Origin of the sequence: Herpetosiphon sp. NSE202, from assembly GCF_042688385.1 — a bacterium.
In the GTDB taxonomy this organism is placed as follows: Bacteria; Chloroflexota; Chloroflexia; order Chloroflexales; family Herpetosiphonaceae; genus Herpetosiphon.
The window spans coordinates 105,768-119,014 of record NZ_JBHUPY010000004.1; the positions used below are offsets into that span (position 1 = coordinate 105,768).

Below are 13,247 nucleotides of genomic sequence, written 5' to 3' on the forward strand. Positions count from 1 at the left end.
TAACTGTTAAAATCAATTAATAACTGAGAACTTGCTAAAGAGTTTTGATCCACCAAGGGCACGAAGAGCACGAAGCTATGAAACCGCGAAGAACGCGAAGTGCGTGAAGAGGAGAAGGCTATTGGCTCTAGGCTCTGGGCTAGCGGACAATCATTGGGATTGGCAACAGGATCATTCCCTCACCCCCAGCCCCTCTCCCACTGAACGCGGGCGAGGGGTGTACCCTTTTTGTACCCCATACATTACGCGGAACCACGGGATAAAGCCCCTCGCCCGCGCTACGGGAGAGGGGTTGGGGTGAGGGGACTATGCCATTGTTAACCTCATGTACAACCCATATAGCCCATAGCCCATAGCCTTCGTTCCTCTGCGTTAAAGCTCCATTCTCTTTATTGCTGGTTGCATTTCTGAACCCTAACCTCTGACCCCTGATCCCTCATCGCAATTGCAACTGCTCCAAAAGAATGCCATAATTAAGCATTCTCGCGCTGTAGGAGGCTGTTTATGACCATCTATCAGCATACAATTCGCCAAAACCGTTATCAATTTGATTCGCTCAAAACTCTTTTGGCCAAGGCAACCCCTGAGCGTTCGGGCGATGCCTTGGCTGGCTTGATCGCTGCCAATGCAGAGGAACGAGTGGCGGCGCAATGGTGTTTGGCCGATCTGCCATTAACCACGTTTCTTAATGAAGTGGTGGTTCCCTACGAAGAAGATGAAGTTACCCGCTTGATCATCGATAGCCATGATCAACAGGCATTTGCGCCAATTCGCCATTTGACGGTTGGCGGTTTGCGCGAGTGGCTGCTTGATTATCGTACCGACAGCCAGCAATTGGCGGCGGTTGCAGCAGGCATTACGCCTGAGATGGCGGCTGCAGTTGCCAAAATTATGCGCAACCAAGATCTGATTGCGGTTGCCAAAAAATGCCAGGTTATTACCCGCTTTCGCAATACCTTGGGCTTGGCGAGCCGTTTCTCATCGCGTTTGCAGCCCAACCATCCAACTGATGATCCGCAGGGAATTGCGGCAGCTATTTTTGATGGCTTGTTGTATGGCTGCGGCGATGCGGTGATTGGGATTAATCCGGCGACCGATAGCCCGCAAGCCATGACCAGCTTATTGCATTTAATTGATGAATTGCGTCAGCGTTATGCCATCCCTGTGCAATCGTGTGTGTTGGCCCATATCACCACTGCGTTGCAGGTGATCGAGCGTGGCGCTCCGGTTGATTTGGTGTTTCAATCGATTGCTGGCACCGAGGCTGCCAACCGCAGTTTTGGCATCGATTTAGCGCTCTTGAACGAAGCCAATCAAGCAGCTCGTTCGTTGGGGCGTGGCACAGTTGGCAATAATGTGATGTATTTTGAAACTGGCCAAGGCAGTGCGCTTTCGGCCAACGCGCATCATGGCGTTGATCAACAGACCTGCGAGGCGCGGGCCTATGCTGTGGCGCGGGCCTTTGAACCGTTGTTGGTCAACACAGTGGTGGGTTTTATCGGCCCTGAATATCTCTACGATGGCAAGCAAATTACCCGCGCAGCCTTGGAAGATCATTTTTGTGCCAAATTGTTGGGCCTGCCGATGGGCTGCGATGCCTGCTATACCAACCATGCCGAGGCCGACCAAAACGATATTGATAATTTGCTGGTATTGTTGGCAAGCGCTGGCTGTACCTATGTGATGGGCGTGCCTGGCGCTGATGATATTATGCTGAATTATCAAAGCACCTCCTATCACGATATTCGTTTTGTGCAAAGCAGCTTGGGCTTGCGGCCAGCGCCAGAGTTTGAAACATGGCTGCAACAGCTTGGCATCGTCGATCAAGCAGGATTATTGATTGCCAACGAGCGCCATCGTTTATTGCAATCAGCAGCTCAGTTAGGAGGCTGGTAATGGCCGAACAACCAGAAAGCGAGCAACTTTGGCAACGCCTGCGCCAATTTACTAATGCGCGGATTGGGCTTGGTCGGGTTGGCGATGGCTTGCCAACCAAGGCCCATTTGGCCTTTCAACAAGATCATGCTTTGGCGCGTGATGCGGTGCATGCCCAAGTTGATTTTGCGGCGCTGGCTAATGCAATACAAGCTGAATTCCCGCACATTCTCAGGCTCAAAAGCGCAGCTGTGGATCGCGCTAGCTATCTCAAGCGGCCAGATTTGGGTCGTATGCTGGATGCTGATTCGCGCCAACAGCTTGAGACATTAAAGTCTGCGCCAGCGACTATAGCCTTGGTAGTCGCCGATGGCTTATCGGCGGTGGCGATTGAGCGCCATGCTGCACCATTGCTCAAACTAATCAAGCAGCAATTGAGCGAGCTTGGCTGGTCGCTGGCTCCGTTGAGCCTAGTTGAGCAAGGGCGGGTGGCGATTGGCGACGAGATTGGCGCATTACTGCGCGCCGAGTTGGTCGTGATTCTGATTGGTGAGCGGCCTGGCTTGAGCGTTGCCGATAGTTTGGGCATGTATTTAACTTATGCGCCGCAGCGTGGCCGTAACGATGCAGAGCGCAACTGCATCTCCAACATTCACCAGCAAGGCTTGAGCTATGCCGCCGCCAGCGAATTATTGGTCTATTTGTTGGGCCAAGCGCGCCAACGGCGGCTGACCGGAGTTGGGTTGAAAGATGAGCGCCAACGCCTGAGCCAACCCACGAACCCAAGCCTTGAATAACGCTTGGTAGAAAATGTCAAATTTTGCGACCGTCAGTTTGCTATGCTGTTGCTATCACTTGAATGTAAAAGGAGCAACAGCGATCCTACGGCGCAAAAAAATCTTGTTAAGCGGATTGATCGTGCTTGGTTTGGCCCAAATTTGGCAAAGTACTCCAGTTGCCGCCGATAGCGTTGTGGTTGGCACTGGCACGCCCGCCAGCTTTAACACTGTGGTTCTTGCGCAATGCGTCGGTAAAACCAGTGCTCCCCCTCGCCCGCGTTTTCGTGGGCGAGGGGACTGGGGGGTGAGGGAACATGATTGCCAATCCACTGTACCAATACAAATAGCCCATAGCCAATTCACCCTTCGTGGATCGATTGCGCTAGTCTTGTTTGAGGGCTTGCAATTGCTCGGCAAAATGTTTAGCCTGGGCTGGGTTTGCCGTTTTAAGATAATTGACATAAGCATTTAATAAGGCCAAGGCTGGTTCGGTTTGGCCTTGCTGCCACAAAACCTGGCCCAAATGCCAGCCCGCCAAATGGAAAATTGCCGGATCATTGCGGCTTTCGGCCAATTGGCGTGTGCGTTCGAAACAGGTGCTTGCCGCAGGCAATTGATTTAATTCGACATAACGCAAGCCGACTGTGCCAAACGCATAGCCTTTGCCAAAGCCATCAGCCTCGTTGGTTGCTGGCTCGCTGGCCTGATCGGCATAAATTTGCTTGGTTAGGGCCAGTTTTTGTTGATAATAGGCGGCTGAACCTTTGGCATGGCGATTGTTGCGATAGCCCCACATCCAGCGGCCCCAACGCAAACTCATAATCACAATAATGTCGGCAATCACATAGCACACAAATGCGCCGACTGGTGGATTGGTGGTGTGTAGCAGGCCATTGAGCGGGTTCAGATCCCAGCGCCAACAGCCAAGCCAGGTGCCCATTAATTCGATGTAGAGCACCAAAAAGCCCATAATGAGGTGCAAAAGCTGCGCCCGAAAAAGCAGCAGAATCAGGCTAAACCCGAGACCAAAAATCGCGCTCAGGCTATCATCAAAGAGCAGCCAAGCCCCCAGAAATAGACTTGCATGGCCAAATAGCAAGCCCCAACGAAGCTTTTGGGTGCGTTGCTTAACCCAATCCAATTCGCTGATCAGCAGACCTGTGCCGAGCAAAATTGCATGGCCAAACGGCACATAGATGGGAATTGCTGCAAATTTATACGTATAGAGTTCGAGCAGCAAACTAAATACATATTCGCCAAGCGCCGAGAATGGCACAAATACGAGGGCAATTAGGCGCTGGTCGGGGCGCAAATGATAAAGCATCAAGCCAAAATAGAGTGGTGCAGCTATGTTGCTGATAATTTGGCCGTTGAAGCCTTGGACGTTGAGCCACGCCGAATCATTGAATAAGGCGAAGAGCACGATTGGCCAAAATCCAAGGATCAGGCCAATCTGCCAACGCTGTGGTTTGCTGCTTGCCGCCATATGTGCTCCCTCGCTAACGAACTAGGCTTATTTTAGCCGAACTAGAGAATTTAAATGGTACAAGCCCAACCATGCAACGAGGCATAGTTAGGCTTGTTGAAAGTTCGGGCTCCATTTTTTGATCCGCGAAGGTTCAGTTTTTGATCCACGAAGGACACGAAGGACAATAACCGCGAAGAACGCGAAGATCACGAAGTTAGGCTATTGGCTATTGGCTATTGGATTCATCCTTCATCCCTCATCCTTCATAATTTCGTTATGCTCTGCGCCTCTGTGTTAAAAGTTGTTCCTGATGTGGATTTCTGATTTCTACCTTCTGCCTTTTGCTATGTTCTATGTTCTTTGCTCTATGTTCTTTGTGATTTTTGCTTTCATCCTTCAGCCTTCATAATTTCGTTATGCTCTGCGCCTCTGCGTTAAAGGTTGTTCCTGATATGGATTTTTGATTTCTGCCTTCTGCCTTTTGCTTTCATCCCTCATCCCTCATCCCTCATAATTCATCCTTCGTTAGCGTTGCCGCCCCATGCGTTGGCCAACTTGGGTCACGATCTCGCTGACGCTGAAGGTTGCGTAGGCCGTGCCGCCAGCGTTGGCAGTCGTTTGGGCATAGCCGCTGGCTCTGGTTTCGAGTGTGCCGCCACTATTGATCGTATAGCTTGCGGCTTGTTGCAAGGCTGGCGACGAGAAGACCAAGGCTTGATATTGTTTGCGTGGCGTAAAGCTCACAAGCGCTTGACCAGATTGATCGAGAATTTGCACAAGGTTGCCAGCAGCTTGCGCTGAGCTATAGTTGATTAGTACTGAAGCTTGGGTTGAATTGCTATCTGGCGCTTGCACCATGCCTGCGCTGCCAGCGGCAACCAAGGTTCCGCCATTCAAGGCAAAGCCGCCATCGTAATCCAACGCGCCGTTCATTTGCGCGGTTGGCCCATGCACCAACACCAAGCCAGCGTTCATCACAATCGAACCATTGGCATCCAAGCCGTCGCCAGCAGCATCGACGACCAGCGTACCGCCGTTGATATACAAGAAATAATTGCCAGCAGCAAAACTATCGTTGCGGCCTGGCCGACCCATGCTAGCGCCTTGCATGCTCGATCCATCGCCACCAGCCACGTTCACGCCATCGTCTTGGGCTACCAAGCTAATGTTGCCAGCATTGATCGTAATCACGGCGCTTTCCAAGCCCTCGTAGGAGTTGCTGATCGTCAGATCGCCGCCGTTGATTGTGAGTGTGGCATCGGCATGTACGCCATCGTCGCCAGCAGCAAGGCCGATTGTGCCAGCATTGATCGTCACATTGCTATCGGAATGGATCGCATCTTCGGCTGCATCAATCGTGATTGTTGCCTCGGCAATAACCAAATTTTGGCCCGCCTTCAAGCCTTTGGCTGAGGCATCGGCGTTGATGCTTGTGCTACTGCCGCCACCTGCGCTAATCGTCAGCTCGCCAGCATCGATCAAAATATCGGTGATTGCGCTCAAGCCATCGCCACCAGCCGTGACATTCAACTTGCCACCAGCAATCGAAATATAGCCTTTGCTGGGATCTTCTTCATTATCAGCGGTTAGGCCATCGCCTTGGGCATTGATGCTAATTGTGCCACCGTTGACCACCAGATAATCTTTGCCTCGCAAACCATCATCCAGTGCGGTGATGTTGATTGTGCCACTGTTGATGATTAAGCCATCTTTGCTGCTAATGCCATCGTTGCCATTGGCCTGAATCGTCAAACTACCATTGCCATCAATCGAAAGATCGGCCTTGCTGTAGAGCGTCGCATTGGGCAAATCTTCAGTGGTTGTTGCATTCGCCGACGCATCGACCGTATCGGAAAGTGTATTTTGGCTGTCATCGGCCAGAATAATCGCCACCTGTTCCGCTTGCATAATTGCAATTGGCGCGCTGCTGGAGCTATGAATCGTTACGCCATTCAAAATTAAGCGCACTAAATCTTGGTCGGTGGTATTCACAATAATTTGGCCATCGCTGAGCTTGCCACTGAGTTGATAGCTGCCCGCTGCGCTAATTGTGGCGGTCGTGCCGTCGATCTTCACATTTGGGTTATTGGCGCTGATGCTGCTATCGTTGAGCTTAATCTCTACCAAATCGGCATGTTGCCAAGCCAAATCGGCGGCTGTGTCGTGAGGCGTGGCTTTACTCGCCAGCGCTTCATCAATTGATGCGACGGTTGGCACGACGCTGGTTGGGTTACTCGCTGTGGCTGAATTTGAACTTACAGCTTGACCGCTACTAGCCGAATTGACGGTAGTTGTAGCTGTTTGGTTCGTCGAACAGGCGGTTAATATGGCAACCAGCATGCTGGTGATTAATGCTCTGGCAAATGGTTTCATGCAAAAACTCCACAATAGAATTCAAGCTTGAGCAAATTAGCTGCTCAAACGTTTAATCTATGGGTAATTCTAGCCAGCAAGTGTGAGGAACTAATGAAGAGATTGTGTAGGTGCTGTGTGCGATGCGCTGTATACTGGATTTGCATCTATCCTGTGGTCAAGGAGTCGGACTATGCCAACCCATCCATTAACCTTGCTCGAGCCGCGGCTCCGTTCATTGTTGCCAGCAATGTTATATGCCTCAGTTTGGGTCGAGCCAATCCCTGAGCGCTTAATTCAGGTATTTGAGCATTTGCGCACGTTGCGGCGCATGCTTGGCGATTATGTGCCGCGGTTTGTGGCCGAAACGCCGCCAACGCCAGGTATCGCGCGTTCTGCATGGCAAGAGGGCACGTTAATGTTTACCGATTTGGCGGGCTTTACCAGCTTGATGGATGCCCACGGTGATGCGCAAGCCACCGATCAAGTGCTGAATGTGTTGAATACCTATTTTGCCCAGATGGTCGAAATTATCAGTAAATCTGGCGGCAATTTATTGGAATGGACTGGCGATGCGATGTTGGTGCAGTTTCCTGCTGATGGTGAGCGCAACCATACCGCGCTGGCGGTACGGGCTGGGCTGCGGATGCAGCGGGCAATGAGCCAATTTCATCAATTAACTACACCCCAAGGAATTATCTCGCTTGGCATGCGGATTGGCCTGCATCGTGGGCGTTTTATTGCCGCTGATCTTGGCACGCCTAAACGCATGGAATATGTGCTGTTGGGCGAGGCGGTGCAAATCACCAAATATGCTGAGGGTGCTGGTGAAGTTGGCCGTGTCTGTTTGAGCCAAGCTGCGCAACAAGCAATTGCTGGTTTGTATCGCTGTGAGCCATTGGCCGATGGCTATGCCTTGGTCTGTGATGATTTGGCCGAGCAAACCTTGGGCGAGTACGATATTGCGCCGACCAAACGTCGCCAAGCTGGCGGCTTTTTGCTCGATCGCAGCGTTGAGGCGTTGGTGCGCGAAATTGAAGAAATGTTGACCGCGATTGAGCCATTGGCCAGTTTTCTGCCGTTATCGGTGTTGGGTTTGTTGGTCGAAACCGCTGCTCAGCGCAAAGTGCCGCCACAATGGCTCCAACTGCCAGTCATTTATATGAACCTGAGCGGCATCAGCGACGCGCCCGAATATCTCGATCCTGCCGAAGAACCATTGTTGGTCACCGCCTATTCGCGAATTTTTGCCTTGATTAATGCAGCAGTGGAGACGACAGGCGGTATGCTCAAAAACGTCACCTACGATAAATCTGGCTCAAATATTTTGATTCATTTTGGCGTAACTGGGGCACATGTTGATGATGCTCTGCGGGCGGCCCAAACTGCGCTTACAATCCAGCGCTTAGTTGAACAATCGCCTAAATTGCATTTTCGCAACTATCAACAACGCATTGGTTGCAAAATTGGCCTCGCCTATGGCCCAGCCTTTGCCGCCGAAATTGGCGAGCCACGCGGGCGACGCGAGTTTAATTTGCTTGGCGATGTGGTCAATACTGCTGCACGTTTGATGGCCGCCGCCGAACCTGGCCAGATTTTGCTTGAGCCTGGTTTGCAGCAGTTGATTCATAGCCGGCTGCGTTGTGTCGATTTGGGTACGATTCAGTTGAAAGGCAAAGCTAGTCCAACTCCGATTTTTAGCCTACATCCTGCTGAATGAGCCAACTCTCCAAACTATCAAGCCTAATAATTTTGCTTGAATGTGAGTGAAATTCATGGCTGCATTGGGTAGCGAACTATGCTACGAACGGACAACTGCAGCCAACCCAATTTGTAGTTGCAATCAATGGGCGAGTGCGCAGCTTCAACAAAGCCAATGGCGTTGCTCCTGCCAACCAGATGAGCCAGCCTCGATCTTTGGTACGAGAGCCTACCTGCTAGATTGAGTGGCTCGCTTTGTATTTTGAGCGAGGGCAATTCAGCATTATTAACCTAGCCCAAGCAGCTATCAATCAACTATGCTTCCTGCAATTACTGCAATACGGATCAACATTTTTTCTACTTCGTGATGATTGTTGGATTGTGTTAGGTTGAAAGGTAGTTTATGTCGAATTTTGCTAAATTTTTGCCCCAATGGCAACGCTGGATTTTGCTAACTGGGACGGCGGCAATTCTCTTGGCCAGTTGTAGCTCGGCCAATCCACAACCGACCGCTACCAGCGCACCAACTGCGACGCTCGCGCCAACCAGCGTGAGTGCCGCAACTGCTGCACCAACCAGCGCCGCCACTACCACCGCTGCGCCAACCAGCCCAAGCGCTGGCGTTGAAAGCTCAACGATCTATACCAGCACCAGCCAATTATTCTCAGTGCCAATTCCAACCAACTGGCAACTTGCCGAAGAAGCAGGAATTGTGCGGCTCAACGATCCCGAGCAGAAAATTAAAATTGCGCTGCTGAGCGTTGAAGAAGCTGACCTTACCAAAGCGATTGAATTGGGCTGGCAAGAAGCTGATCCAAGTTTTAAACTCACGCCCGATGATAGCCAAGAAGTGCCTTCGCCCAATGGAGCCGAAAAAACTTTGGTTGCTGCCTACGACACCAAAAATACCAGCCAATCAACGGTGGCAATGGCTCAATTGCACGAAGGCGTAGCCTATTTGATGTTGATCCAAGGTGATAATGCCACGATTACCAAACGCCAATCCCAAGTTGGCATCATTCAATCAGGCTATACAATTTTGGCGCTGAACCAAACCACCGTCACTGCTGATCAACGAGTTGATGTTGGGCCTGAATTAATTAGTGAATTAGAAAATTTTATTCAAACTGAGCAAGCCAAATACAAGGTTCCTGGCGTGAGCGTGGCGATTGTGCAAGATGGCAAAATCGTCTATAGCAATGGCTTTGGCGTGCGCGATGTCGTTTCGCAAGCGCCAATTGATGCAGACACGCAGCTGATGATTGGCTCAACTGGCAAAAGTTTGACCACCTTGTTAATGGCAACCTTGGTTGATCAAGGTAAGCTCGATTGGGATACGCCAGTTGTCGATATATTGCCAAACTTTAAGGTGAAAGATCCTGAGCGAACCAAGCAAATTACTGTGCGTCACTTGGTTTGTGCCTGTACTGGCGTGCCACGCCGCGATTTCGAAATGATTTTCAACGCCGAAGATTTAGATGCCCAAGGAATTATCGCCTCGGTTGCTGATTTTGAGTTTTTCACCGATTTTGGCGAAGCCTTCCAATATAGCAATCAGATGGTCGCAATTGGTGGATTTGCGGCTGCTGCTGCCAGCGGCGGCGATCCAACCCAGCTTGATCAAACCTTTGCTCAAGCACTGACCGACGGTGTACTCAAACCAATGGGCATGAATAACACCACGCTAGATCAAGCAACTATTGAAGCTAGCCCCAACCATGCCTTGCCCCATGGCTTGGATCTGACCAGTTCAACCTACCAAACCATGCCAATTAGTATGGAATTTGCGATCAAGGGCGTGGCTCCCGCTGGCGCAACCGAATGGTCGACGGCCAACGATATGGGCAACTATCTGATAACCCTGCTCAATCATGGCATTACGCCTAGCGGCGAGCGCTTAGTTTCCGATCAGAATCTTGATGTCTTGTGGGAGCCACAAGTTGCGATCGATGCCAAAACCAGCTATGGGCTGGGCTGGATGATCAGCGATTATCATGGCTTGGAATTTATTGCCCACGGCGGCACGAACTTTGGCTTCTCATCGGAATTTGCCTTTATTCCCGAGGCCAAGATTGGGATTGTCGTGCTGAGCAATGGCCAATATGCCAACCATTTTGTTACCAGCATTAGCGACCGCTACTTTGAATTGGCCTTCGATCAACCAAGCAAGGCCGCCGAAACCGCAGCCTATAGCGCCCAAGGCATCGAAGAATCGCTGGGCGAAATCAGCAAACAAATTGCACCCGATTTTGACCCTGCCAGTGCCGAGCCATTGTTGGGCAACTATACCAACCCTGCCTTGGGCGATGTGACGTTGATGCTCAATGGCGAGGAATTATGGCTCGATATTGGGGCGATTCAGACTCAATTCAAGCCCTTGCTGAACGAACAAGGCGAGCCTGATGGCTATCTCTCAGTAACGCCGCCATTCACCGGTATTCCCTTCAAAACAGGTGTTGATGCTAACAACCAACCAACCTTAACCATGGATATTGGCACCGAAACCTATCTGTTTACTCGCAAGCAATAGTGTTGGAGGCGAGGGGTCAGGGATCAGGGGTCAGGAACCACGAAGCACGCGAAGTTTTGATCCACGAAGGGCACGAAGTTACACGAAGGTTGGGAAGTAAAGCATATCAATATTCCACGGAGAAACATTTGGGGGTGCAGGGGGCTGAAAACCCCCTGCGTCTGCCTCCAGCGGAGGGACGGAAGGGAGGAGAAACGAGCAATTATGTTTCAGTGCGAGGGATTGCAGATGAGGAACCGCGAAGAACACGAAGCGCACGAAGATGCGGCTATTGGCTTTGGGTTATAGGCTGTGTTATCCCAGAACTATCAACCGATCTCTTACCCCTGACCCCAACCTCCAGCAGCACAGAATTTGACAAGCAAGCGCTTCGCTGGTATACTTACGCCTCGTAAACAAGTAAATACGAATTTCGTCCGGAGCAGTGGCCGAGCGGTTGAAGGCGACTGTCTTGAAAATAGTTAGGGTGTCAAAGCCCTCGTGGGTTCGAATCCCACCTGCTCCTCCACCATAGATACGGGAAGGTGGCTGAGTGGACGAAAGCAACGGTTTGCTAAACCGTCGAAGGGTCACACCTTCCGAGGGTTCGAATCCCTCCCTTCCCGCCAAGAAACAACGTGAGTAACCCTCACGTTGTTTTGTTTTAGCTTCAGCAATCCATGCTATAATCCTGCCTTCATTGCCTAACTATTGTTAATTTTTTAGGAGGCAGGCTTGAAATCTATCCTTAGCGCTCTTGTTCTCGCTTTATTGATGTCTCAGGTTGGGGCGGCTGCCCCGCAAAGCGCGGTTGTGGCAGGCGAATTACGCGCCGATGCCAGCTTCAACCACATTGGCGTAACATGGGCGATCAGCGGCGATACTGATCGCGATAGCAGCCTAAAATTAGAATATCGCTTGCTTGGCAGCACGGTTTGGCTGGCTGCTGCACCTGCAATGCGGGCCAATCCGAGCACGATTGTCGAAGGTGCAGCCCTCAATCGTAACTATCAGGCGGCCAGCGCTATGTGGCTCAGCGCTGGCACCGAGTATGAACTCCGCGCTACATTAACCGACCCCGATGGCGGCAGCGCGACCCGCACAATCACCAAACGCACCCGCAGCCTCAGCGATTTTGGCCCAACCGTGCGCACGCGCTTTGTGGTGCCTGGTACGAGTGGTGGTAATGGCTCGATTGAGAATCCATTTCAAGGCATTCAAACTGCGGTTAATGCAGCAGTACCAGGCGATAGCTTTATCTTGGCAGAAGGCACGTATCAGCCGTTTCAAATTCTGACCAGCGGCACGCAAACTCAACCAATTCGTATCAGTGGCCCATCCAATCGGCGGGCGATTATTGATGGTGCAAATACGACTCGTGGCGTGATAACCCTCGGCGAGAGCAACCAAACCTTGGGCTTTGTGATTATCGAAAACTTGACGATTCAAAATGGTACGTGGGGCATCGATGCCCAACATACTCACGATATTCTGATTAGCCGCAATCTTATTCGTGATGTTGGCTTTGGTATTTACAATCGCCGCCAAACCCACCAAGAATACAATCAAACAGTGCTCGATAACACGATTATTGGCCGCACTCCTTGGCCAGGCACGGGTATTCCCAGCGAGCGCGGCATCGATTTACGTGGTACTGGCAATATTGTGGCTTTTAACAGCGTTATGAATTTTGGTGATTGTATTTCGCTGCAACCCTGGGCTGCTCAAAGCACCTATGGCCAAGATGTGTACAATAACGATGCGGCATTTTGCGTTGATGACGGGATCGAAATTGATTATAACCAAGCCAACACCCGGGTTTGGAATAATCGCGTAACCAACGCACGGATGGGGATTAGTGTTCAGCCAATTTATGGCGGGCCTGCCTATCTGTTCCGCAATAGCTTTTTTAATCTTGCTGGTACGCCGTTTAAATTGCACAATCAACCAACTGGCCTGTTTATTGCCCATAATAGCTCAGCCCGCATCGGCAATGCTTTTAGTGACGATGGTCAACAATGGCGCAACACAATTATTCGCAATAATCTGATGCTGGGCACGCGCTATGCCTTTGAGTTTATGACCATCGCCGATGAAGGCTTTCGCGATGTTGATTACAATGGCTGGGGAACCAACCATGCCAGCGATTCAGCATCGGCTCCCGATTTTAAATGGAATAACGTGCGCTACCAGCGCTTGAGCGATTTGCAGGCAATTGGGGTCGAAACCCATGGCGTGACGGTCAGTTTTAACGATGTGAATAACGCCACCTTGCCAGCTTCAGTCGATGTGGCCTCGCCTGTTGGCGAAGCAGATTTGCGCTTGAAAAGCACATCGGTGGCAATCAACAAAGGCGCTGTGATTGCCAATCTCAACGATCCGTTTGTAACTGATAACCAGCCCGATTTGGGGGCGTTTGAATTGGGCAAGCCACTGCCGCACTATGGCCCACGCATCGAATATCAAATTCCAAGCAATATTCGGGTGTATGTGCCAATCGCTCGTTGTTAGAATGACATAATGATAAAAAGCGCGCTGATCAATTGTTGATCAGCGCGCTTTT

The 13,247-nt window shown here is 50.9% G+C and carries 7 protein-coding genes and 2 tRNA genes; 7 read left to right on the forward strand and 2 right to left on the reverse strand.

Translation table 11 applies throughout. The annotated features are described in order from the left end of the window. The first annotated feature begins 504 nt into the window (after positions 1–504). The gene (locus tag ACFMKP_RS05855; protein WP_382289920.1) at positions 505–1,896 is read left to right on the forward strand and encodes an ethanolamine ammonia-lyase subunit EutB; all 1,392 of its coding nucleotides are present in this window, start codon (positions 505–507) and stop codon (positions 1,894–1,896) included. Next, on the forward strand, positions 1,896–2,672 hold the full coding sequence (gene eutC, locus ACFMKP_RS05860) for an ethanolamine ammonia-lyase subunit EutC (protein WP_382289922.1): 777 nt from the start codon (positions 1,896–1,898) through the stop codon (positions 2,670–2,672). The genes ACFMKP_RS05855 and eutC overlap by 1 nt, the downstream gene beginning before the upstream one ends. Before the next feature lie 364 nt (positions 2,673–3,036). Here eutC and ACFMKP_RS05865 read toward each other — a convergent pair whose 3' ends face one another. Continuing rightward, a complete protein-coding gene (locus ACFMKP_RS05865) occupies positions 3,037–4,140 on the reverse strand; it encodes a hypothetical protein (RefSeq protein WP_382289924.1) in 1,104 nt (367 codons plus the stop codon). 507 nt (positions 4,141–4,647) lie between these two features. Further along, on the reverse strand, positions 4,648–6,495 hold the full coding sequence (locus ACFMKP_RS05870; RefSeq protein WP_382289926.1) for a carbohydrate-binding domain-containing protein: 1,848 nt from the start codon (positions 6,493–6,495) through the stop codon (positions 4,648–4,650). 172 nt (positions 6,496–6,667) lie between these two features. On the opposite strand from ACFMKP_RS05870, the gene ACFMKP_RS05875 reads away from it, so the two are divergent. The 5 genes from ACFMKP_RS05875 to ACFMKP_RS05895 all read left to right on the forward strand — a co-directional run bounded on the left by ACFMKP_RS05875 (position 6,668) and on the right by ACFMKP_RS05895 (position 13,195). Next, the gene (locus ACFMKP_RS05875) at positions 6,668–8,194 is read left to right on the forward strand and encodes an adenylate/guanylate cyclase domain-containing protein (protein WP_382289928.1); all 1,527 of its coding nucleotides are present in this window, start codon (positions 6,668–6,670) and stop codon (positions 8,192–8,194) included. Positions 8,195–8,578: 384 nt separating this feature from the next. After that, positions 8,579–10,705, forward strand: coding sequence for a serine hydrolase domain-containing protein (locus ACFMKP_RS05880; RefSeq protein ID WP_382289930.1), 2,127 nt, complete (start codon positions 8,579–8,581; stop codon positions 10,703–10,705). A 418-nt stretch (positions 10,706–11,123) separates the two neighbouring features. After that, positions 11,124–11,213, forward strand: a tRNA-Ser gene (locus ACFMKP_RS05885). A 10-nt stretch (positions 11,214–11,223) separates the two neighbouring features. Continuing rightward, positions 11,224–11,313, forward strand: a tRNA-Ser gene (locus ACFMKP_RS05890). 106 nt (positions 11,314–11,419) lie between these two features. Beyond that, a complete protein-coding gene (locus tag ACFMKP_RS05895) occupies positions 11,420–13,195 on the forward strand; it encodes a right-handed parallel beta-helix repeat-containing protein (RefSeq protein WP_382289932.1) in 1,776 nt (591 codons plus the stop codon). The last annotated feature ends 52 nt before the right edge of the window (positions 13,196–13,247 follow it).